The sequence below is a fragment of the Acinetobacter sp. 1294243 genome, from assembly GCF_000588015.1.
Classification (GTDB): domain Bacteria; phylum Pseudomonadota; class Gammaproteobacteria; order Pseudomonadales; family Moraxellaceae; genus Acinetobacter; species Acinetobacter pittii.
This window is the reverse complement of sequence record NZ_JFXG01000004.1, coordinates 41,476-63,972: the sequence shown is the minus strand read 5'-3', so window position 1 is coordinate 63,972 and position 22,497 is coordinate 41,476. Positions and strand designations below refer to the sequence as shown.

Below are 22,497 nucleotides of genomic sequence, written 5' to 3'. Positions count from 1 at the left end.
CATCAGCAGAACATCACTTGTCTCTGCATTTGTATAGTAATGTATTAACTTGTATATACATCCATATACTACACAAATATTTTTCGGCGTGAAGAGGGTGACTGATATTTTTTTAATAAAATTCAATAAACTTATGAATTAAATTAATTTATTTTTATATCAGGTATAAAAAAAGCACATGTCTTTTCAGTAGACATGTGCTTTTGAATAAGCAAATTACTTAATTTTTAACGTTGAATTAGCTCAATAACATAACAACTTTTTGCTTGAGTTTGAGTAAAATGAACCGATGTTACCCCAGTATTTTTTTCAATTTTTAAAGTCTCATTAGCAGCAATCTGAACGGAATGATCATCAACGTTCACTTCCGTTTCACTACCCTGATTAAAAATGAAAATCAGGTCTGCCGAACTGATAAATGCCTGCTCCGCTGCATCATTCAACCACTGAAAACGAGCATGAAACTTTGCAGGATCATAAATTAAATTTAAATCTCGAATTGCACCGTCGACCAGTTCACTTTGGACCTGATTCTCGCCATGGAAAGCAAAAATATCACCTTGGTTCAGCGTTTTGGCAGGAAGATCATCGACATGCAGCACCATACCCTTCCCATCAAGAACGCTAATAATGCGCTGCTTATTGGGAAATAGCGAAAATGGCCCAGAAGTGGTCACATCTGCCATCGAAATACGCCAGTCAAAGTCAGCCTCACCTAGGCTTCGAGCAATTTCTAAAGTAAAGCCTGCACCGTTTTTCCAAAGCATTTTTGTATATTGATCGGCCCTGATCAATTCAATCATGGATTAAATTTCCCTTCGAGATAGTAGCGGCTACCCGGATAGATCAAACGCGCACTTGAAATGAGTTGTTTGTTTGACCATGTGCGGCGGCGAATGAGTAAGCATGGCTCAGCTTTAGTAATCTTTAACCACTTACACTCTTGAGGAGATGCTAAAACGGCCTCAACAATATGCTCGCCTTCTGTCACGGGAGCTTTTGCCATGAGGTAAGCATTTGGGGTAATGGTTTTAAAATCTTGTTCTAAATAATCTGGAATCAGTGCTGCATCAACTAAACGATCTTCGACCTGAACAGGTACATCATTTTCATAATGCACAATAATCGAATGAAATAATCTTTGCCCTTCACGAGTCTGCATTAACACGCTTTGCTCTGCATTTGCATAAACTTGTTCTAGGACTAAAACTTCAGCGTGGTGCTTATGGTTTCGTGCAATAATCTCATCGGCAATATTATTAATTTGAAAAAGTGCAGTTCGGCCTTGCCCTTCAGCTACGAAAGAACCAACGCCCTGAATTCGCACAAGTAAACCCTCAGTCGTTAACTCACGTAGCGCACGGTTTACCGTCATACGGCTACAGCCGAGTTGATTAACCAGTTCACTTTCCGAAGGAATTTTTTTATTTACAGCCCACGAGCCTTCATAAATCTTTTGTGAAATCAGCTGTTTGACGCGTTGATATAAAGGAACTGGACTATCAGCTTCAATCGAAAGCTCAGCATGTTCTTGTTTTGATGTTCTGGGCATAACAAATACTCAAAAAGGCGGCAGGCAAAAAAGTATTTTAGTTGACATGCTATGTATATACAACCACATACAACATGTTAATTTATGAAATAAATAGATTTTAAAAAGTTTAAAAAATAAACATAGCTCGATAAGAGCTAATTTAAAGTTTTATGTAGAGAAATTCAAATATATTAGGATTTTATCAATATTTATTTAATAGTTATTTCTGCTAAGCCAGTGCCCCATCCAAGAAAACAAAAATATCATTTTTTCGGGTTTACGAAATGATGCTTAAAACTTTTATTTAAAATAACTGATCGATAGTATTCTTCTGCCACACAGTATATTAATAAAACTGGAAGCACATCGAATGCGTAATTATAAAATAGATATTCTTCGAGGAATCTCTATCCTTTTGGTTCTTTTACATCATTTTAATATTCCCTATAAACTTAAAGATACATGGTTAGGTTTTGATTTTTTAGGTGAAGCATTTAGCACAGTCATCGCAAGAAACGGAAATTATGGCGTCACCATGTTTTTTGTGATTTCGGGTTTTTTAATTACTCATCACACTTTAAAACGAGACAAACAATTTTCTGCAATTAACCTCAAGCATTTTTATATCCGACGGGCAGCACGTATTTTACCGTGTCTGGTATTACTCATTTTTGGGGTAAGCATACTCGGTTCGTTTGACTTAAAACCCTTTATGAACCAAGCCCCGAATGGCATTGAGGTTTCCTATCCACTAACAATTTTTGCAGCTTTAACCTTCTGGATGAATATCCTGATTATTAAATTTGGTTGGGTAAACTATGCTTTGGGGGTGTTGTGGTCACTCTCTGTAGAAGAAGTTTTTTACTTTGTTTTTCCATTATTGTGTCTACTTACGCGTAGTAATAAGGTCTTTGTTGCTGTACTAATTGGCGTGATTTTATATGGGCCTTATTTTAGGTCTCTCCATTTTGGAGAAGAAAGCGGTGCCTATTTATATCACTATTTTTCGAGTTTTGATGGTATAGCAATTGGCTGTTTAACTGCCATTTTCTCTCATAAATATCAGCCAAATTGGCCCTATAAAAAACCTCTTTCGTGGTTGATTATTTTGAGTATGACCGCTCTATATTTATATGCGCCAATTAAAGAAGTCAGTACATGGGGTATCAGCTTATTTGCTTTTGCTACAGGTCTACTCATTTTGTGTTTTCAGCATCCTTCCGAAACACAGGCGCATAACCTATTGACCAAAGTGATGGTCTGGTTGGGGCAAAGAAGTTATGAAACTTATTTGTTTCATCTGGTTGTGCTGGGCCTTATGAAGGTTGCTTTTATTCCGGCTCAAACTGACTCTAGCATCAAAATTATGCTTTTAATTGGCTATCTGATTTTAACTTTCATCATTAGCGCAGCAATTGAAAAATATTATTCCACCCCACTTAACACCTACATTCGAAAGGTTTTCATTAAAGATAAATCATAAAAAAAAAGCCCCTTTTAAATAGGGGCTTTTTTAATTAAGCAATCAACATGGTTTCATCATCTTGCTTAAAAGGGTTCGACCAGCTCTGCCAAGCTTGTGGACCTAAAGCCATTTCTTCATCATTTAATAAACAACGGTCTAAGCGTTCTATTAAAGCTTGCTCATCCATTTGCATACCAATTAATACCAGCTCCTGACGTGCATCACCTGTGCGGGCATCCCAATTTTTCTTAATTTGTTCAATGCTGGCTAGGTCACTCGGCCAATCTTCTTCTGCAACGGCGGCCCACCAATAACCTGCCAAGCCGTGTCGAGCCATTGCACCTGCTTGTGACCATGAATAAGCCAATGTCGGTTCGGCAGCCAACCAGAAAAAGCCCTTAGAACGCACGACTCCCGGCCATTCAGCCTGAACCAAATCATAAAAACGCTCTGGATGGAAAGGTCGGCGAGCGCGGTAAACAAAGCTACTGATTCCATACTCTTCAGTCTCTGGCGTATGCTCACCACGTAACTCTTTTAACCAACCTGGTGCTTGGGCAGCTTCATCAAAATCGAATAATTGCGTATTTAAAATTTTATCTAAGGCAATCTTTCCAAATTGAGCAATTTCAATTCGGGCACGCGGGTTTAGAGTTCTTAAAATGGCGATAAGCTGGTCTTGCTGAGCCCGATCAATCAGATCAATTTTATTCAGCACAATCACATCACAAAACTCGATTTGATCAATGAGAAGATCGACTACAGTTCTTTCATCTTGCTCGCCTAATGACTCACCACGTTGTTGCAGTGAGTCGACTGAACTGTAGTCTTTAAGAAAGTTAAAAGCATCGACTACCGTAACCATGGTGTCGAGTCGAGCAAACTCATTGAGTGAGTTTCCATCTTCATCTTCAAAGGTAAAGGTTTCTGCAACAGGCAGTGGTTCAGAAATGCCAGTTGACTCAATCACCAATTGGTCAAATCGTCCTTCATCAGCTAGCCGTTTAACCTCAACCAATAAATCTTCACGTAACGTACAACAGATACAGCCATTACTCATTTCAACCAGCTTTTCATCCGTTCTTGAAAGCTCTGCCCCACCTTCACGTACTAATGCAGCATCAATATTCACCTCAGACATATCATTGACAATCACGGCAATACGGCGGCCTTCACGATTATTTAAAATATGGTTGAGTAATGTGGTTTTTCCTGCACCCAAAAAGCCTGATAAAACAGTGACGGGAAGCTTGGCAAATGAGTTGGCGATTGCAGTGCGCATGGCTTGATCTCTTCGAATAATATTTAAACTGATCATGGCTGGCCATCTAGGTATGGCCAGATCACAGGCGTAATCTATTTCTAAACCACAATAATGTTATGTTATAACATAACTATTGATCAAGTTTTTATTCCGCTTTTGTTTAAATCAATTTACTTAGTCGTTGAAAAAATTGCTTTTATAGTCCCTGACAAATTGAGGTTTTGTAGTGATGGTCAGGTCCCCATGCACGGAATCCTTGGCTATCAATATGAATTTGCCCTGAAGCATAAACACCTAGTCCCATATTAAGCGCTTGACCTTTTGTCGCCCAGAACTGACAAAGTTTGGTTTTGGTTTGCTGAATATTGAATTGGTCTAAATCGGTAGGCTGTTCTGGCCCAATTCTAAAATCAAGCGCTGCATTAAAGACATGTCGGGAAGCATCAGCACCACCTGCACAGCGGTTTAGAGATAATGCTCGGTAGACCGAAGTCACTTCAAAATCATTAATTACACCATCCTCAACTAACGCTTTTAAAATGCTAAGCGTCGGAACAATATTGGACCAAATCTCGCGTGGTGGCACCGCGTAAGGCTCAACTCCACATTTTTGCCAGTCTCGAGCTGAGCTTAATAATTCATGGTCTGGCACTAAATCGGCAAGACCCTTTTGTTTAAGAAATTGCTTGTAAGCTTGCACAGACTGACGATGATCTGCTGTTGCTAACCATGCAACATACGCCTCAGGCTGAGGCTTTATTCTGACCACTGTTTTTGTAGGTTGAGGTAAAGAGGTCTGGTTGTGCAGAGGGATTGTTGGCTTGGGAGTTTGAGTGCTACACGCTGTGAGAGATAATAAAATTAAACCGAAATAACGCTTCATAAATATGCTCTATCTTCACCAAAAATGGGAAAATTGCTCATCATCAAATTAATGAAATGTTATATTATAACAATAATAAAATCCTTTAATTTCTGTTGCTAAATTTTAAAAATAAAAAAGGACGTATGAGATACGTCCTTTTTTAAATACAACTCAATAATTTATTAAATATCTGCTTCTAAGGCAGGTACAGACTGCTCAGCTTTTAATTTTCGGCGTTTAAATTGGTAAGCCACCATCAAACACAAGATCCAGCCAGGAATCATCATGACCGCAACACGCATATCTGGTGTTAAAGACATCACGACCAAAATACCCAGCATAAACAGTATGCATAGATAGTTGCTAAACGGATACATAAAGCTTGGGAACTTCGTTGTTTGCCCTTGGCGCTGCATATATTTGCGGAATTTTAAATGCGTCCATGAAATTACAACCCAGTTAATTACAATCGCTGCAACCACAAGCATCATGAGTAAACCAAATGCTTTTTCAGGGAAAATATAATTTAACAGTACACATAAAATAGTGACTGCCGCAGAAAGGATCACTGCGTTGGTTGGAATACCGCGTTTATTAATACGTGCAAATACTTTTGGTGCATTTCCTTGTTGTGCAAGGCCTAATAACATACGGCTACTGCAATAACTTGTCCCGTTATAAACTGAAACCGCAGCGGTCAAAATCACAAAGTTCAATAACGTTGCTATGCCTTGGCTATCTAAAGAAGCAAAGACCATTACAAACGGGCTTCCGCCTTGTGCCATTTGGTTCCATGGGAACAGCGAGAATAAAACAAAAAGCGTCGCAATGTAGAAAATCAAAATACGATAAATAATTTGATTCACAGCTTTAGGTAAAGTTTTATCAGGGTCACGTGCTTCAGCTGCAGTAATACCGAAAAGCTCAATACCACCAAAAGCAAAAATAATGACCGCCATTGCCATCACTAAGCCTTCAACACCGAACGGGAAGAAACCGCCAAGTGCCCAAAGGTTTGAAATGCTTGCCTGTGGACCTGCTGTGCCTGTTGCAAGTAGATATGAACCAAAGCCAATCATTGCAAGAATCGCTAAGATTTTGACAATAGAAAACCAAAATTCCATTTCGCCAAAAAACTTAACGTGTAGCAGATTAATGCCATTAATTAAGACAAAGAAGGCTAAAGCAGATGCCCACGTCGGGATTTGCGGCCACCAATATTGAATGTAAAGACCAATTGCGCTTAGTTCTGCCATACAGACGAGTACATTGAGTACCCAATAGTTCCATCCTGACATGAACCCTGCAAATGGTCCCCAATATTTGTAGGCAAAATGACTAAAAGATCCACTAACTGGCTCTTCTACCACCATTTCACCAAGCTGACGCATCATTAAAAAAGCAATAAATCCTGCAATGGCATAACCGAGGATGACCGATGGACCTGCTAATTTAATCGATTGTGATATACCAAGAAAAAGCCCTGTGCCAATCGCCCCACCCAATGCAATAAGCTGGATGTGCCGATTACTCAAACCATGTTTCAGGTTTCCTTGCTCTTGTGCTGACATATGATTATTCTCATCCGTGTCACGTAATTTTTTTCCAATAAATTACGTATATCATAAATTGATCAAACTTTCATAGAGATTCATGAAAAAATAATTGCGTGACTTTTCTCATGACCGCGAATGAAAACAGAAAATACAAGAAATGACAATTATTATGAAATGTGTAATTAAATTATGTATTGCGTAATTTGATGAATTCAGTATTATAGAGACATGAAGCAATTGGTTGTGCTCGGTCTATATCAAACTCATAAGACAAAAGATGATCTAAGCAAAGGTTAAAACTTATTGAGTAGCTCAGTCCTAGACCGAACTTTTATTTGTATAAGACCCGAGATAAAGACAAGGAAGCGAAAATGGAACAAAAACTAAACTCTTTTATTGAAGTTTCACCTCAATCAGATTTCACTATTCATAATTTGCCTTACGGTGTTTTTAGCAGAGCTAACGAAAGTGAGCGTCAAGTTGGTGTAGCTATTGGTGATTGGGTGATTGATCTCGCTGCTCTTGAAAAGCATGGTCTTTTAAAACTTTCAGAACAAGACACATACTTTAACCAGCCTACTCTGAATAAATTTATCGAGTCTGGAAAAGCCAACTGGTCAAAAGTTCGTAAGACACTACAGTCTCTTCTCTCGGTTGAAAATTTAACGCTTCAAGAAAATGAAGCATTGCGTCAGGAAGTTTTGGTTAAGCAAGACAGCGTTACTTTGCATTTACCACTTCAAGTATCTGGTTATACCGATTTCTATTCTTCTAAAGAACATGCCACCAATGTAGGCTGTATGTTCCGCGACCCTAAAAATGCTTTACTGCCAAACTGGACTGAATTGCCTGTTGGTTATAACGGCCGTGCTAGCTCTGTTGTCGTCAGTGGCACTCAAGTCGTGCGTCCATCTGGTCAAATTAAACTTCCAAATGAAGAGCGCCCAGTTTTCTCAGCTACGCGTAAACTCGATTTCGAACTTGAAACAGCATTTGTTATTGGTAACCCAACAGAGCTTGGCCAGCCGATCTCTATTGAAAATGCTTGGGATCATATTTTTGGAGTGGTATTACTCAATGACTGGTCAGCACGCGATATCCAGCAATGGGAATATGTGCCTTTAGGCCCTTTCAATTCAAAATCATTTGCTAGTGCCATCTCACCTTGGGTAGTCACACTTGAAGCACTTGAGCCATTTAAAGTGGAAGGCCCAAAACAAGAGCCTAAACCTTTAACGTATTTACAAGAAAATATCGCGAATAGTTATGACATTAATTTGAGTGTTGAAATTCAAAGCCCGAAATCGGCACAAGCTGACGTGATTTGCCAAACTAATTTCAAATATATGTACTGGTCTATGGCTCAGCAGCTCACTCACCACACCATTGGCGGCTGTAACGTTCAGGTTGGTGATTTAATGGGTTCAGGTACTATTTCAGGTTCTACACCAGATTCGTATGGCAGCTTGCTTGAGCTTACATGGAACACCACCAAGCCTTTAACACTTGCCAATGGTGAAACTCGTGGTTTCTTGCAAGACGGCGATACACTCATTATGAAAGGTCACTGTGAGAAAAATGGTATTCGCATTGGCTTCGGTGAAGTTCGAAATACAGTCCTTCCTGCATTAAATTTCGATTTTGCAGAAACTTCGGAGCCTGACTATGAAGCTGTATAGTTACTTTCGTAGCTCTGCAGCCTACAGAGTACGGATTGGTCTAAACATTAAAGGTTTAGCTTATGAGACTGTTCCAGTTCATCTGGTAAAAAATGAACAGCAAAGCGAAGACTATTTAAAGTTAAACAGTAGTGCTCTAGTTCCGACTTTAATTGACGGCGATTTAACCTTGTCTCAATCGTTAAGTATTTTGGAATATCTAGATGAGCAATATCCAGAAACCAAACTACTTCCAAGTGATGTGCAAGAGAGAGCAAAAGTTCGCGCTTTTGCTCAAGCAATCGCTTGCGATATTCATCCATTAAATAACTTACGCGTACTGAAATATTTAAAAAATGACTTAAATGTTTCAGATGAGCAGAAAAATTATTGGTATCAGCACTGGATTATTGAAGGCTTTCAAAATCTCGAACAGCAACTTCAAGATTCAAATGGACAATTTTGCTTTGGACAACAAGCAACTATTGCCGATTGCTGCCTGATTCCACAGGTCTACAACGCGAAACGCTTCAAGATTGATTTATCTGCGTTTCCAAAAATTGAATCGATTTATCACCATTGTTTGTCTATCCCAGCCTTTTATAACGCGGCGCCAGAACAACAACCAGATTGGGAATAGTAAAAAGGAGTTTTAATATGACATTTGCTATTAAAAAAATACATCACGTTGCATATCGTTGTAAGGATGCGAAAGAAACTGTTGAGTGGTATAAAAAAATGCTCAATATGGACTTTATTTTAGCTTTTGCTGAAGACCATGTGCCGTCAACTAAAGCCTTTGACCCATACATGCATTTATTCTTAGATGCTGGTCAAGGCAACGTTTTAGCATTTTTTGAATTGCCAACTCAACCAGAAATGGGTCGAGATGAAAATACTCCGCAATGGGTACAACATATTGCTTTTGAAGTTGAAGACTTAAATGCGTTGATGGCTGCCAAGCAACATTTAGAAGAAAATGGTGTGAAAGTTTTAGGCGTAACCAACCATGGTATTTTCCACTCAATTTACTTCTTCGATCCAAATGGCCATCGTTTAGAACTGACTTATAACGATGCTCATGCTGAAGAAAAAATTGCAAAAATTACAGAAGAAATGAAAGCTGAAATGCTAGAGGAATGGAGCAAAACCAAACGCGCTCCGCACCATACTCATTTCTTGCATGAAGAAGAGTTAGGAACCTAATTTTTAAAGAGCGTAATAAAAAATCGGCATTGATTAGAATTGTTTTAAGAGCAGTTCTATATCAATGCCGATTTATATTATTTAAAACCGCTAAATTTCTAGAAAATTGCGCTATAAATAAGAGCATAGTGATTTAAAAAAATTGTTGGTTATTAAACATGTCAATTTCGCTAATAGAAAAAGGTGATTTCTATTTTTCACTAGGCTCAGGCATGATGTAAAACGCGCCAATTTCAATTTATGTTTTGATCGTCACTGTTTAACAGCTGAAGTAAATTTATTAAGGGTATTTAAATGATTGAAGAAAAAGTATCTGGGGGGGTTCAATCACTTGAAGTCGGTTTATCTGTACTAAACGCCCTTTTGGAACACAATCAACCTATTATTCTCAAAGATCTGTCTAGCAAGCTAGAAATGCATCCTGCCAAGGTTCACCGCTATCTGGTCAGCCTTATTCGCATGGAATATGCAAAACAGCTTGATGATGGGCAATATGCTTTAGGTGATCAGGCATGGCGCTTAGGTCTCAACTGTGTCCAGCATAGCGACACACTACAGCTGGTACAGCATTTAATTTACGACCTACAAAACAAAATTGGTTGCGGTATACAAATTAGTAAATGGTCACCAAAAGGCCCTGTCGTGGTTCAGTCGATTGAATCAAACCACCCTATTTCGATTGTCACTAAAGTCGGCTCGATTATGCCTTTAGTCAATTCTGCTGCTGGACGTTTATTTGCTTCTTATCTTCCAGAACATTTTGTTCGTCCCTTAATGGAAGCAGAATGGCAAAAGCATCAGGAACTTGGTCTGCACATCGCACCGCAAAACTGGCACGCATTTACAGAGCTTAAAGACACCATTCGCCAGCAACAAATGTCGGCAGCGAAAGGTGATTTACTGACAGGAATTAATGCGGTGGGTTTACCTGTGTTTAATTCAAACCAAAGCATTGAGTTTTGTATTGTCGCACTAGACAGTGAAATGTTTTTACCAGTCGACCCTCACAGTAAAACGATTGAAATCTTGAAAAATGAAGTGCAGCTCATCAATCAATATATTAAAAGCCGCTAATCAATAGCGATAAAAAAACCAAGAGATCAAACTCTTGGTTTTTTTAGATCAGGAATAAAGCTCAGCTTATTTATTTAGTTTCTAATACACCACGGCGAATCTGGTCACGTTCAATCGACTCAAATAACGCCTTGAAGTTACCTTCACCAAAGCCGTCATCATCTTTACGTTGAATAAATTCAAAGAAAACTGGACCAATCATGTTTTCAGAGAAAATTTGCAATAACAGCTTTTTCTGACCGTCTTTAGTATTACCATCAAGCAAAATACCGCGCTGTTTTAATTCATCAGTCGGTTCACCATGCTCAGGTAAACGATCTTCTAGCATTTCATAATACGTATTTGGCGGCGGAGTCATGAATTTCAGACCAAGGCCTTTTAACTTATCCCAAGTCGAGATTAAGTCATCACAAATAAACGCGATATGCTGAATACCTTCGCCATTAAAGTCAGAGAGGAACTCTGCAATTTGGCCGTTTCCTTTGTCTGAATCTTCGTTTAGCGGAATACGGATCTTACCGTCTGGTGCTGTTAATGCTTTAGACGTTAAACCTGTATATTCGCCTTTAATATCAAAGTAGCGAATTTCTTGGAAGTTAAAGATTTTCTCATAGAAGTTTGCCCAATACTCCATACGGCCTTTGTAGACGTTATGAGTTAAGTGGTCAATCTCGTTTAAACCTGCCCCTACTGGACGTTTCTCAGCATCATCAAAGAAAACAAAGTCATTTTCATAAATATCACGGTCAACTAAAAAGATTGGCATACCACCAATACCTTTGATTGCCGGGATGTTGAGCTCCATTGGCCCAACTTTTGAATACATTGGTTCAGCACCAAGCTCTACTGCTTTTTGGAAAGCTTTTGCTGCATCACGTGTTTTAAAACCCATCGCACAAGCAGATGGACCATGTTCATTAAAGAAGAATGAAGCATAAGATTCTGGCTGATAATTCAGGATAATATTGATATTTCCTTGACGCCATAAGTACGCTTCTTTCGATTTATGCTTGGCTACTTTTGAAAAGCCGATTGTTTCAAAAACTGGATCTAATTCATTTTCTTTTGAAACAAACTCAATAAATGCAAAACCGCATAATTCTAATGGGTTCTCTAAAATATCCATCTAGTTTCCCTCTGGTGATTACCTGTTCCGTTTATCTCTATTGCTGATGAACTCAGCTCCTTTCTCTATAGAATACGTTGCTATTGGGTGAGTATTTGAACCGTCAAATTGGCTTAACCCAACGCATCCTATGAGAAAAAAACGAGTCATTAAAATGAAGATATGATGAGCGTAGAGCTTTTAATGATTAATTTCCGTTCCATGTGGTGTTTATTTTCCATACACACTGTCCTTTGTTATCTAAAAGTACGATTGAGATTTTTCAATAAACCTTTAAAAATCGTCTTTTCCTAAAAATCATTTATAGATTTATGGAGACCAACATCCTTGTTGGATCTCCAATGGCCATTTACCTTGAATTAGATGCTACTAAAAACAATTAAATTATGCAATACATAACTTAATTATGAATTGCATAATTTTAGTAATCTTTTAGTTTGCCTGTTTTTAAAATCAATTGTCATATTCGATATTCTGTTTATGATTCTTTATCTTCAAAAATCTCTCTTGCTTTGAGTTTGGAAAACTATGCTTTTAGTCAGCGCATGTTTAATTGGTGAACCTGTTCGATATGATGGTAAATCCTGTCCAAATACCCGACTTAAGCAGCTATTAATCAATAAAAAAGCCCAAGCATTATGCCCAGAGCTATTAGGTGGTTTTACCACTCCCCGTTTACCTGCAGAAATTGTGGGCGGAACAGGTCAAGATGTGCTTGATGGCAAAGCAAGAATTACTGATTTATCTGGTTTAGATGTGACAGAGTTATATTTAAAAGGTGCTTACCGCACCCTAGAAGTTGCACAGCAAATAAAAGCGACTTGTGTGGTTTTAAAAGAGAATAGCCCATCTTGTGGTAGCCAAAAAATTTATAACGGTACTTTTCAAGGTGAGAAAATTACGGGAGTTGGAATCACCACGGCGCTTTTGCAGCGCCATGGCTTTGAAGTAATTTCTGAAAATGAGATTGAAGATTGGTTAGTAGAACATCCTCTTTAAGAGTGTGTTGATCTACCTAATCAAAAACCTCTTAATTGTTTTCTAAAATGGAAACAGATGGCACTCATTAGACAAGCCACTAAATAACTTATGGCAGCCATCCACCAGAAGCCATAAATTCCCATCGCAGAAATCGAGATATCCTGCCAATGCAGTCCTTTGTAGGCCATCCACCAACCACCGCCTAATCCGAAACATAACACCACGACCAAGAAAATCAGCATTGGTAAAATCGACACATCCCAACAACGCAGCAAAGAGGTCAATAACGTCATTAAGCCATCTAGAAAGTGAGACATACAGACAATCAACAGCAGTGATGCTGCCAAAATCTGCACAGCCAAATCATCTGAATAGAACGTGACAATTAAATCCCGTTCCAACCATAAACACAGGGACAAACTGCCACTCACTGCCATAATCACCCATATACTTTGTCTGGCAATTTTGTTCGCTTCTTGCATGTTCCCGCTGCCCATAGATCGTGACACCAAAATGCTATAAGCCGAGGCAATTGACGAAGGAAAAATAAACATGAAGCCGCCAGTACTCGCGACAATTTGATGTGCCGCTGACACCACACTCCCAAAAGGCAAAATCAGAATAGCAACCGAACAAAATGCAACGACGTCCATCAACGCCATGATCGCAGTCGGGATACCTATTTTTAAAATCATACGCAGACTTTGGCGGCTATCTTCAACTGACTGTTCGGGATGCTCAATAAAGATGTATCTTTTCTCCAGAAAAAACAGGTAGTAAACAGCCAACATAAACCACCGTACAATGAGAGTGGCTAACAAAGCCCCTATTGCACCAAGTGGCGGAATTGAAAATGAAGCGACACCATAAATCAAAAGATAGGACAAAATAATTTTAAGAATGAAGAAAATGCTATCTGATAGTAAAACCTTATGTGCATTTTCAGTGACCTGAGACAAAGCTGTAAATAAGCGCATCAATAAATGGGCAGGTAAAATAAATACCAAAGCCCAAATACAGTTTTTAGTAATTGAAATGACATGTTCAGATGCTCCAAACAATTTTGGTAAATCACGGAACAAGTAAAGCAAGCCAATACTCAGCAATGCCGAACATAACATCAGCCAGATGCCTTGAATAAAAATTTGACGAATGCGTGGTATGTCATGGCAACCATAAGCTTCTGAAAGCTTGAGCATCACACCTTGCAGAATCCCCATACCAATGACATAAACCACTGTATATAAAGATAAGGTCACCGATAATGCTGCTACATGATCGTTACTAAAATGCCCTACATAAGCAATATCAATCAATCCACTTAAAACTAGAATTAAATTGCTTGAGAGCATGGGAATAAATAATTTAAAAATCTGGTTCATCAAGGAAATGCCTTATTTTTCTTTACGATTTATACTCATATTCACGTTATTTTTAGTGCATCAATTCAAAGCAAAAGACATACCAGTTCTACCTTTAGCTCCCATAAAATGTGCTTTAAATGAAAAGGCCAAACTATTCGTTTGGCCTTCTTTTGTCATGTATGTTGTTTATACAGTTATTCTTGTTTGTGTTTACTTGCCCAATAAGTCGCAAGTGCAGGCCCAGAAATATTATGCCAAAGACTGAAAATCGCGCTTGGTACAGCTGTAATCGGAGAAGCAGCAAAATGGACTGCTGCAAGTGCAACACCTAAGCCTGAGTTTTGCATCCCCACCTCAATAGCAATCGCCTTACTGTCCGCATAAGGTAATTTAAAGAAACGCGCTGCGGTAAAACCTAATAAATATCCAAGCCCATTATGTAAGATCACCACAGCCAAAATAAGCAAACCCGACTGTAAAATTGCTGCTTTGCTTCCACCAATAATAGCTGCCACAATCGCTACAATTGCAATGACCGAAACTAAAGGCATGACTTGAATATAAGATTCGACCTGACGTTTAAGCCATGTTCTTAAAATCAAACCAACGATAATAGGTAGTAGCACCACCTGCAAAATCGAAATAAACATCGAAGCTGCATCAATCTTTAGCCATTGGCTGGCAAGCAGATAGAAAATCGCTGGTGTTAACACTGGTGCCAAAAGTGTTGATACCGATGTACAAGCTACCGATAACGCCACATTGCCTTTAGCCATATAGGTAATCACATTTGAAGCCGTTCCCCCTGGGCAACAACCCACCAAAATGACTCCAACCGCAATTTCAGGCGGTAAATTAAATAATTTACATAGAACATATGCTAAGCCCGGCATCACCACAAACTGCGCAACCACCCCAATCAATACCGCTTTAGGGCTTTGTAATACCCCTTTAAAGTCATCGACGGTCATGGTCATTCCCATACCAAGCATAATAATGCCCAAAATCCATGGAATGTACGCTTTGAGCCAGACAAAAAGTTCAGGTTGCCATAGCGCTAGCGCTGCAAAAACAATCACCCATAGGGCAAAAGTTTTTTGAATAAATTGGGTAAAGCGTAGGAATGCAGCCATACTTTCTATCCCTAAAATTAAAATATGAAAGTTAAAAATCAGAGCAATATAATTAGCGCTCACTCAACAGATCAATCGACTGAATACGGACAACACCTTGCTGCTGCATGGTTTGCCATGCTTGTTCTAACGAACCATTCAGATCAATCCCTTTACAAGCATCTTCAACCACTAAAGTTTTAAAACCTTGCTTAACTGCGTCTAAAGCAGTCCATGCTACACAAAAGTCCGTAGCAATTCCGACCACATAAACCGTATCAATACCGCGCTCTTTTAGATAACCCGTTAAACCCGTCGTTGTAGAGTGATCAGCTTCTATAAAAGCCGAGTAGCTATCAATATGAGCATGAAAGCCTTTTCGAATAATCAGTTGAGCTGTCGGAATATTTAAATCAGGATGAAACTCGGCATCTTGAGTACCTTGTACACAATGCTTAGGCCAAAGCACCTGTAGTCCATAGTCGAGTTCAATTGTTTCAAATGGCTGCTTGCCAAAATGATTGGCTGCAAAAGAGATATGATTATCCGGGTGCCAGTCCTGAGTCAGGACGACATTTTCAAAACAACCAGCAAGTTGGTTAATGGTTGGAATAATTGTATCGGCGTCGGCAACTGCTAAATTTCCACCCGGTGTAAAACCATTTTGTACATCAACTACGATTAAAACCGCATTTTGTAGTTGTTTATTCATTTTCATGTCATCTTCAATCCCAACTGGGAAATTGCATTCTATCTTGCCACAAAAAAAGCCCATATTAAGTAAGGCTCAGTCGAATCAAGCCGTATTGTTATGTTTACTAGGTATTCTTAGCGCGCAATAATGAAAACATCCTATCTTTTCCTCAAGTTTACATCGCGATTATCCGTTAGGCGTATTGTTCTTATGCGTCTGATCAGTCATAATTTGCATAATTGTCATTCAACAATCTGTTATTGTTAGAACTGGACAATCAAAATACTGCAACCATCCCACATTTTGTTTTTCTTACCTCAGATTCGGATGGATAAATAGGATATTTTTAAAAATGACTCAGCAAGCACAGACCATTCAAGGCTCAATCGTCGCAATCGTCACACCCATGTTGAAAGACGGCGGTGTAGATTGGAAGGGTCTTGAGAAGCTGGTTGAGTGGCACATAGAACAAGGTACAAACAGTATTGTAGCCGTCGGTACAACCGGCGAAGCCTCAACATTGAGCATGGAAGAGCACACACAGGTTATTAAAGAAATTATTCGTGTAGCCAATAAACGTATTCCAATTATTGCCGGTACTGGTGCAAACTCAACCCGTGAAGCAATCGAATTAACTAAAGCTGCTAAAGACCTCGGTGCTGATGCAGCTTTACTTGTAACACCATATTATAACAAGCCAACCCAAGAGGGCCTTTACCAACACTATAAAGCGATTGCTGAAGCTGTTGAATTACCGCTTATTCTCTATAACGTACCTGGTCGTACTGGCGTAGACCTTTCAAACGACACAGCTGTACGTTTAGCAGAGATCTCGAATATTGTTGGCATTAAAGATGCAACAGGTGATGTACCTCGTGGTAAAGCTTTAATTGAGGCATTAAACGGCAAGATGGCTGTGTACTCAGGTGATGATGAGACAGCATGGGAACTTATGCTTCTTGGCGCTGATGGTAATATCTCGGTTACTGCAAATATTGCACCTAAAGCAATGAGTGAAGTATGTGCTGTTGCGATTGCCAAAGATGAACAACAAGCGAAGACGCTTAACAATAAGATTGCAAATTTACACAATATTCTATTTTGCGAATCAAACCCAATTCCTGTGAAATGGGCACTACATGAGATGGGACTGATTGATACTGGTATTCGCTTACCACTCACTCCTCTCGCTGAGCAATATCGCGAACCTCTCCGCAATGCCCTAAAAGATGCGGGAATTATTTAATAAGAGCAATTTATGATGCAATTACGTCTTGGTTTAGTCCTTGCAGTTTCAGCCTTAAGTTTAGCTGGTTGTGGTCGCTTCGCAATTAATAATCACTCTTTAGATTATAAAAATGCCAAGCAACTTGCCCCGCTTGAGTATCCTGCCGATGCAACTGTACGACCAGCGACACCTTTGTATCCTGCACCAACTGTAGAACAGCGCGCTATCGATAACGCACCGAAGTTTGAAAATAAGCGTGGCAACCGCTATGCACTGCCACGCCCTGAACAAACGCAAGGTAATGCGACACTAGATGCCTCTGCTCAAACGACGACTGCGCTTGGACGTCCTCAGCTTGTGACTGACGGTAATAAAAACCCGTTGTTAAAAGTTGATGGAAATACAGCCGAGATCTGGCAATACACCAAAGCAACTTTAAGTACTTTAAATTTCAACATCATCGCTCAAGGCAGTAATCAAGCGACGATTAAAGTAAATGACAATACTTATGTGCTTAAACTTACTGGTGTAGGTTCTAGTCATACTCTTGCTCTATTTAATGTAGATAACACTTTTGCAAGCCCAGATGTGGCTACTGAAGTGCTAAACCAGATTTACCAAAATTGGCCAGCCTAGTCGTTTACTAGGCATTTTTTTTAAAAAGGTTCCCTCATGTTAAAACAAACCTTGCTCTATACTGGTAAAGCAAAATCTGTATATGAAACAGACAATGCCGACCATCTGATTTTAGTCTTTCGTGATGATGCCTCTGCGTTCAACGGCGAAAAAATCGAACAACTAGATCGTAAAGGCAAGGTGAACAACCGTTTTAACGCCTTCATCATGGAAAAACTTGCTGCTGCGGGTATTGAAACGCATTTTGAAAAATTGCTTTCTCCAACTGAAGTGCTTGTTAAAAAACTTCAAATGATTCCAGTTGAATGTGTAATTCGTAACTACGCAGCTGGTTCTCTATGCCGTCGCTTAGGTGTAGAAGAAGGTAAAGAGTTAACTCCTCCTACATTTGAATTGTTCTATAAAGATGACGGTCTAGGCGACCCAATGGTTAACGAATCTCAAGCGATTGCTTTAGGTTGGGCAACTGCTGAACAGTTAGAACAAATGAAAGTTTTAACTTATAAAGTAAACGATGTATTAAAAGCTTTATTTGCTGAAGGCAACATGATTTTGGTGGACTTCAAGCTTGAATTCGGTGTTTTCCATGACCGCATCGTGCTTGGTGATGAGTTCTCTCCAGACGGCTGCCGTTTATGGGATAAAGACTCTAAGAAGAAACTCGACAAAGACCGTTTCCGTCAAGGTTTAGGCGGTGTTGTTGAAGCTTATGAAGAAGTTGCTGCTCGTTTAGGCGTAGATTTATCTGACATCTAATCAGTAAAACTTCATAAAAAACCGGGCTAAAGCCCGGTTTTTTTATATTCAGCGCCATGCGCCCCAAACAATGTAGACAGATTTGTCTATTTCTATAAATTAACACTTGCATAAGCTTAATTTAAAACACTAAAATCTAAAAAAACACAAAGTACTTCACAATAATTAAATTTAAAAACTCGGGTGAACCTATGGAATTATCTAAGCTTGAAAAGAGATTAATGAATCATCCAATCCATTTTGGTGAAAATCCTTTGGTCTTATTAAACAACTTTAGTACTTCTGCCTTAAAACAAGGCTGGAGTCAGGCAGAGGTTGAATCTGTTATTGCTAAAGCCTCTCAAGGCGACTATATGGCACTCATCCGTACTTTAAGAGCTTATACTTTTCTTTGATTTTGTGATTGATGATCTGACCATTGTGCATTCGATTTATAAAAAGACACATAAAGCTGTTATGAATAGACTAGATTTATCCTGAACACTGCCTTAACAATAAATAAAACAATAAATATAAGATATTTATTCAGTGAGGAGTAAACCTGATGGACCATGAAATAGAGGAAAAGAAAATCGAGAAAACTTTAAGCTGGCGTGAAAAAATGGCAGTCGAAGAACATGAGAAACTGTCACCCCGTCTGGTTTATGAAATTATCCGCCGTGATGGTGCCGAAGAGCTTGATCGTCCAACAACTGCATTGATCTTTTCAGGGATTGCCGCGGGTTTAGTCATCAGTTTTTCATTTGTATTTAAAGCGATTATTGCTGCTTATCTCCCAGCTGATGCAGTCTGGACCGATTTAATCACTAATGTTGGTTATACCATTGGGTTCTTGATCGCTATTTTGAGTCACATGCAGCTCTTTACCGAGAATACTATCACCACAGTTGTGCCTTTATTTAATCCCTTTACTTTCGATAAATTACGAGCAGTGGGCCGCTTATGGGGCATTGTGATTCTATGCAACATCATTGGAACAGCTTTGGCGAGTTTATTTTTCCTAACTACTCACCTGTTTACGCCAGATATTGATAAAGCACTGGATGAACTCGCACATCATGTGGGCTCCTTTTCTGCCACTCAGAATCTGCTCAAAGGCATTATGTCAGGGCTGTTAATTGCTGCATTGGTCTGGATGTTGCCTTCAGTCAGTAATAAGTTTCTGCTCATCTTTTTCATGACGTATCTGATAGGACTGGGTGACTTTACCCATGTAGTGGTTGGTTCTACAGAAATGTCCTATCTGGTCTGGCAAGGAGAAGCTTCTATTAGCAAGTATCTGTTTACTTTCCTCATCCCTACCACTATCGGCAATATTATTGGCGGTACAGGCGTGTTTACTCTACTGATTTATGGTCAGGTCACTGAAGAGCTGGAATAGCATAAAGCAGGAACTATTGTTCCTGCTGCCATCTGCGTTGCTGTAAACGCTCACCTTCAACCTCACGCTTATTTCTTGCAGACTCATAGAGTTTGGTTCCCTTCAACTCAGGCGGCAAATAGTCTTGCAGCACAAAGTGCTCAGGGTAATCATGAGGATAGAGATAATTAATACCATAGCCTTGCTGTTTCATAAGCTTGGTTGGCGCATTTCTCAAATGCAAAGGCACAGGTAAATTTGCCGTTTTTTCAGCAAGTTCCAGAGCCTTATTAATCGCTAAATAAGTACTATTACTTTTTGCACTCGTTGCTAAGTAAACTGCTGTTTGACCTAGAATAATTCGAGCCTCAGGCATACCCACTGCTTGTACAGAGCGGAAACACTCACCTGCAAGCAATAGCGCATTTGGGTTGGAGTTTCCGATGTCTTCTGAGGCCGCAATCAGCATACGTCGTGCAATAAAAACCGGATCTTCTCCGCCTTTAAGCATACGAGCCATCCAATATAGAGTTGCATCTGGATCACTGCCACGAATTGATTTAATAAAGGCAGAAACAAGGTCGTAATGCTGCTCGCCCGATTTGTCATAACGCGCAATATTTTGCTGAGCGACTTTCACTACTACCGCATTGGTAATCGTGTTTTCAATTTCTGGTTCAAAGGTGCTTGCAATCAAGTCCAGTAAATTAAGCGCTTTTCGAGCATCACCTGCTGCAAACTGAATCAGCGCATCATATTCTTCAATATGGATATAACGTTCTTTTAAGAATTTATCGCTTTGAAGTGCATTGTTGAGTAGTGTTTGAATTGCCTCACTGTCTAAACTATTTAAGGTATAGACCTGACAACGTGATAAAAGCGCACTATTGACTTCAAAAGATGGGTTTTCAGTGGTCGCACCAATTAAAGTAATTTTGCCTTTTTCAACTGCACCCAATAAAGCATCTTGCTGTGATTTATTAAAACGATGGATTTCGTCAATAAAAACTACAGGTGTCAGTAAATCACCACTTTCTGCAATCACTTCACGTAATTCTTTTACGCCCGTATTCAGCGCAGATAAGCTCACAAATGGACGGTCTATTGCCTGAGCCAAAAGCAAAGCAATTGTTGTTTTACCAACGCCTGGTGGTCCCCAAAAAATAATAGAAGGCAAATGACCCTGATCAATCATTTGACGTAAGGGCGCATGTTCACCTAATAAATGGTCTTGCCCAATAATTTCAGACAAGTCTCTTGGGCGCAGGCGTTCGGGAAGTGGAATATGGGTGTCTGACATCTCAAATGGCTTTATCGTCTTTTCACTATAGTCTATTGTGTCTCACAGAAATCTACAATTTGAATCTATGAGACACGTTCTTTATTTACAGGCTCTTGCTTAGCATTAAGAGGGTTTCTTACTCAGCTTGAGTAAACGCGCATTTGGGCCGTCTTCAATGACCCAAATCGAACCATCTTGTGCTTCATGCAACCCACGAATACGTTTTTTCATATCCAATCTTTGCACTTCTTTCACGGGCTTATGCTCTAAATCCACCACAATAATCGCTTCGGAAGATAAACCGCCAATTAAGGCTTTATTTTGCCATGCAGGAAATTGCTGACCACGATAAATGATCATACTCGATGGAGAGATAACAGGAGTCCAGTCAATTTCTGGTGCTTTAAATTCTGGGCGAGTGTGATGGTCTGGAATAGCTTGGCCCGAATAATGGTCTCCATTTGAAACGATTGGATAACCATAATTTTCACCTTTAGTAATAATATTAAGCTCATCACCACCTTTAGGCCCCATCTCAACCACCCACAGCTGTCCTTGGCGGTCAAAAGCCATACCTAAAGGGTTACGGTGTCCAAGTGACCATATTTCAGCAGTGACCCCGCCTTGCTTATAAAAAGGGTTACCTACAGCCGCGGTGCCATCCTCATTTAAACGCAAGATTTTACCCAAATTACTTTTCATGTTTTGGGCAGGATCAAACTTTTGTCGCTCACCTGAACTGACCCACAGCTTACCATCTGTACCAAAAAGCATGCGATGTCCATAATGGCCTTGTCCCGAGACTTTAGGTACTTGCTGCCAAATCTGCTTTATATCTTTAAGTTTTGGCTGATGAGGATGAGATAAATCTAGTTTCGCACGTGAAATCACTGCGCCAGATCCACCTTGCCCTTTTGTAGCATAGCTGAGATAAACCCAATGATTCTTGGCAAAGTCAGGGTGTAAAATGACATCTCCTAAACCACCTTGTCCTCCATAGTTCACCGCTGGAACACCTTGCACATCCAACATTTGCTTATTTTTAGGGTTAAAAATTTTTAATTTACCTTGCCGTTCAGTCACTAATAAACGCTGATCAGGCAGACTGGTCACAGCCCAAGGCTCATTAAAATGTGAGACTGCTTCAACCTGATAAGTTTGTTTGATGGCAACAGACTGATCTGCTTTTGCAGTCGTATTTTGTTCAGGATTTTTTGAATTGGTATTATTAGACCCACAGGCCATTAACAAAAAAAAGCTACTACATAATAAGGGGGCTGCTAATCGTCTCATCATTTTTATCTCCTTTGTTTTTATTGTTATATTACGGAGATGA

22 protein-coding genes are annotated in these 22,497 nt (G+C 39.5%); 11 read left to right on the top strand and 11 right to left on the bottom strand.

Features of this window, described 5'->3' with window-relative positions; translation table 11 throughout:
- Positions 1-227: 227 nt before the first annotated feature.
- On the bottom strand, positions 228-803 hold the full coding sequence (locus tag J655_RS11055; protein ID WP_032006649.1) for a HutD family protein: 576 nt from the start codon (positions 801-803) through the stop codon (positions 228-230).
- Positions 800-1,552 carry a histidine utilization repressor gene (hutC, locus tag J655_RS11050; RefSeq protein ID WP_032052367.1) on the bottom strand — a complete coding sequence of 251 codons (753 nt, stop codon included), beginning with the start codon at positions 1,550-1,552 and terminating at the stop codon, positions 800-802. The genes J655_RS11055 and hutC overlap by 4 nt, the downstream gene beginning before the upstream one ends.
- A gap of 352 nt (positions 1,553-1,904) precedes the next feature.
- On the opposite strand from hutC, the gene J655_RS11045 reads away from it, so the two are divergent.
- Entirely contained in the window at positions 1,905-3,017 is a 1,113-nt protein-coding gene (locus tag J655_RS11045; RefSeq protein ID WP_032006647.1) for an acyltransferase family protein, read from the top strand.
- A gap of 34 nt (positions 3,018-3,051) precedes the next feature.
- On the opposite strand, the gene zigA is transcribed toward J655_RS11045, so the two are convergent.
- The 3 genes from zigA to J655_RS11030 form a co-directional block, all read right to left on the bottom strand.
- Positions 3,052-4,317: a zinc metallochaperone GTPase ZigA gene (gene zigA, locus J655_RS11040; RefSeq protein WP_081403788.1), complete on the bottom strand. Its 1,266-nt coding sequence runs from the start codon at positions 4,315-4,317 to the stop codon at positions 3,052-3,054.
- A gap of 142 nt (positions 4,318-4,459) precedes the next feature.
- Entirely contained in the window at positions 4,460-5,146 is a 687-nt protein-coding gene (locus tag J655_RS11035) for a D-Ala-D-Ala carboxypeptidase family metallohydrolase (RefSeq protein WP_032006645.1), read from the bottom strand.
- A gap of 164 nt (positions 5,147-5,310) precedes the next feature.
- Positions 5,311-6,699: an amino acid permease gene (locus J655_RS11030; RefSeq protein WP_002119258.1), complete on the bottom strand. Its 1,389-nt coding sequence runs from the start codon at positions 6,697-6,699 to the stop codon at positions 5,311-5,313.
- 356 nt (positions 6,700-7,055) lie between these two features.
- Here J655_RS11030 and fahA point away from each other — a divergent pair, with 356 nt between their 5' ends.
- The 4 genes from fahA to J655_RS11010 all read left to right on the top strand — a co-directional run bounded on the left by fahA (position 7,056) and on the right by J655_RS11010 (position 10,622).
- On the top strand, positions 7,056-8,363 hold the full coding sequence (fahA, locus tag J655_RS11025) for a fumarylacetoacetase (protein WP_032052365.1): 1,308 nt from the start codon (positions 7,056-7,058) through the stop codon (positions 8,361-8,363).
- The gene (maiA, locus tag J655_RS11020) at positions 8,350-8,982 is read left to right on the top strand and encodes a maleylacetoacetate isomerase (protein WP_019767343.1); all 633 of its coding nucleotides are present in this window, start codon (positions 8,350-8,352) and stop codon (positions 8,980-8,982) included. Before fahA ends, maiA begins: the two co-directional genes overlap by 14 nt.
- 17 nt (positions 8,983-8,999) lie before the next feature.
- Positions 9,000-9,548, top strand: coding sequence for a VOC family protein (locus J655_RS11015; protein ID WP_005066622.1), 549 nt, complete (start codon positions 9,000-9,002; stop codon positions 9,546-9,548).
- Between the two features lie 294 nt (positions 9,549-9,842).
- Entirely contained in the window at positions 9,843-10,622 is a 780-nt protein-coding gene (locus J655_RS11010; protein ID WP_017481871.1) for an IclR family transcriptional regulator, read from the top strand.
- Positions 10,623-10,692: 70 nt separating this feature from the next.
- On the opposite strand, the gene hppD is transcribed toward J655_RS11010, so the two are convergent.
- On the bottom strand, positions 10,693-11,748 hold the full coding sequence (gene hppD, locus J655_RS11005) for a 4-hydroxyphenylpyruvate dioxygenase (protein WP_002119157.1): 1,056 nt from the start codon (positions 11,746-11,748) through the stop codon (positions 10,693-10,695).
- 528 nt (positions 11,749-12,276) lie between these two features.
- Here hppD and J655_RS11000 point away from each other — a divergent pair.
- On the top strand, positions 12,277-12,747 hold the full coding sequence (locus tag J655_RS11000; protein WP_017481872.1) for a DUF523 domain-containing protein: 471 nt from the start codon (positions 12,277-12,279) through the stop codon (positions 12,745-12,747).
- A 20-nt stretch (positions 12,748-12,767) separates the two neighbouring features.
- On the opposite strand, the gene J655_RS10995 is transcribed toward J655_RS11000, so the two are convergent.
- From J655_RS10995 to pncA, 3 genes are all read right to left on the bottom strand, one after another.
- Positions 12,768-14,111, bottom strand: coding sequence for an MATE family efflux transporter (locus J655_RS10995; protein ID WP_032052364.1), 1,344 nt, complete (start codon positions 14,109-14,111; stop codon positions 12,768-12,770).
- A gap of 176 nt (positions 14,112-14,287) precedes the next feature.
- On the bottom strand, positions 14,288-15,226 hold the full coding sequence (locus J655_RS10990; protein ID WP_032006642.1) for a bile acid:sodium symporter family protein: 939 nt from the start codon (positions 15,224-15,226) through the stop codon (positions 14,288-14,290).
- A 52-nt stretch (positions 15,227-15,278) separates the two neighbouring features.
- Positions 15,279-15,923: a bifunctional nicotinamidase/pyrazinamidase gene (gene pncA, locus J655_RS10985; protein ID WP_032012838.1), complete on the bottom strand. Its 645-nt coding sequence runs from the start codon at positions 15,921-15,923 to the stop codon at positions 15,279-15,281.
- Between the two features lie 328 nt (positions 15,924-16,251).
- On the opposite strand from pncA, the gene dapA reads away from it, so the two are divergent.
- From dapA to J655_RS10960, 5 genes are all read left to right on the top strand, one after another.
- Positions 16,252-17,145, top strand: a complete 894-nt coding sequence (gene dapA, locus J655_RS10980; RefSeq protein WP_005804343.1) for a 4-hydroxy-tetrahydrodipicolinate synthase — start codon at positions 16,252-16,254, stop codon at positions 17,143-17,145.
- Positions 17,146-17,160: 15 nt separating this feature from the next.
- The gene (locus J655_RS10975) at positions 17,161-17,763 is read left to right on the top strand and encodes a hypothetical protein (RefSeq protein ID WP_005804342.1); all 603 of its coding nucleotides are present in this window, start codon (positions 17,161-17,163) and stop codon (positions 17,761-17,763) included.
- Positions 17,764-17,799: 36 nt separating this feature from the next.
- A complete protein-coding gene (gene purC / locus J655_RS10970; protein ID WP_002119240.1) occupies positions 17,800-18,519 on the top strand; it encodes a phosphoribosylaminoimidazolesuccinocarboxamide synthase in 720 nt (239 codons plus the stop codon).
- Positions 18,520-18,710: 191 nt separating this feature from the next.
- Positions 18,711-18,914 (top strand): hypothetical protein, encoded by a 204-nt coding sequence (locus tag J655_RS10965; RefSeq protein ID WP_005804340.1) that lies wholly within the window; start codon positions 18,711-18,713, stop codon positions 18,912-18,914.
- Positions 18,915-19,063: 149 nt separating this feature from the next.
- The gene (locus J655_RS10960; protein ID WP_032052363.1) at positions 19,064-19,900 is read left to right on the top strand and encodes a formate/nitrite transporter family protein; all 837 of its coding nucleotides are present in this window, start codon (positions 19,064-19,066) and stop codon (positions 19,898-19,900) included.
- 13 nt (positions 19,901-19,913) lie between these two features.
- Here J655_RS10960 and J655_RS10955 read toward each other — a convergent pair whose 3' ends face one another.
- Positions 19,914-21,179: a replication-associated recombination protein A gene (locus J655_RS10955; RefSeq protein ID WP_017481876.1), complete on the bottom strand. Its 1,266-nt coding sequence runs from the start codon at positions 21,177-21,179 to the stop codon at positions 19,914-19,916.
- A gap of 105 nt (positions 21,180-21,284) precedes the next feature.
- Positions 21,285-22,457, bottom strand: a complete 1,173-nt coding sequence (locus J655_RS10950; protein WP_032007441.1) for a PQQ-dependent sugar dehydrogenase — start codon at positions 22,455-22,457, stop codon at positions 21,285-21,287.
- Positions 22,458-22,497: the final 40 nt, after the last annotated feature.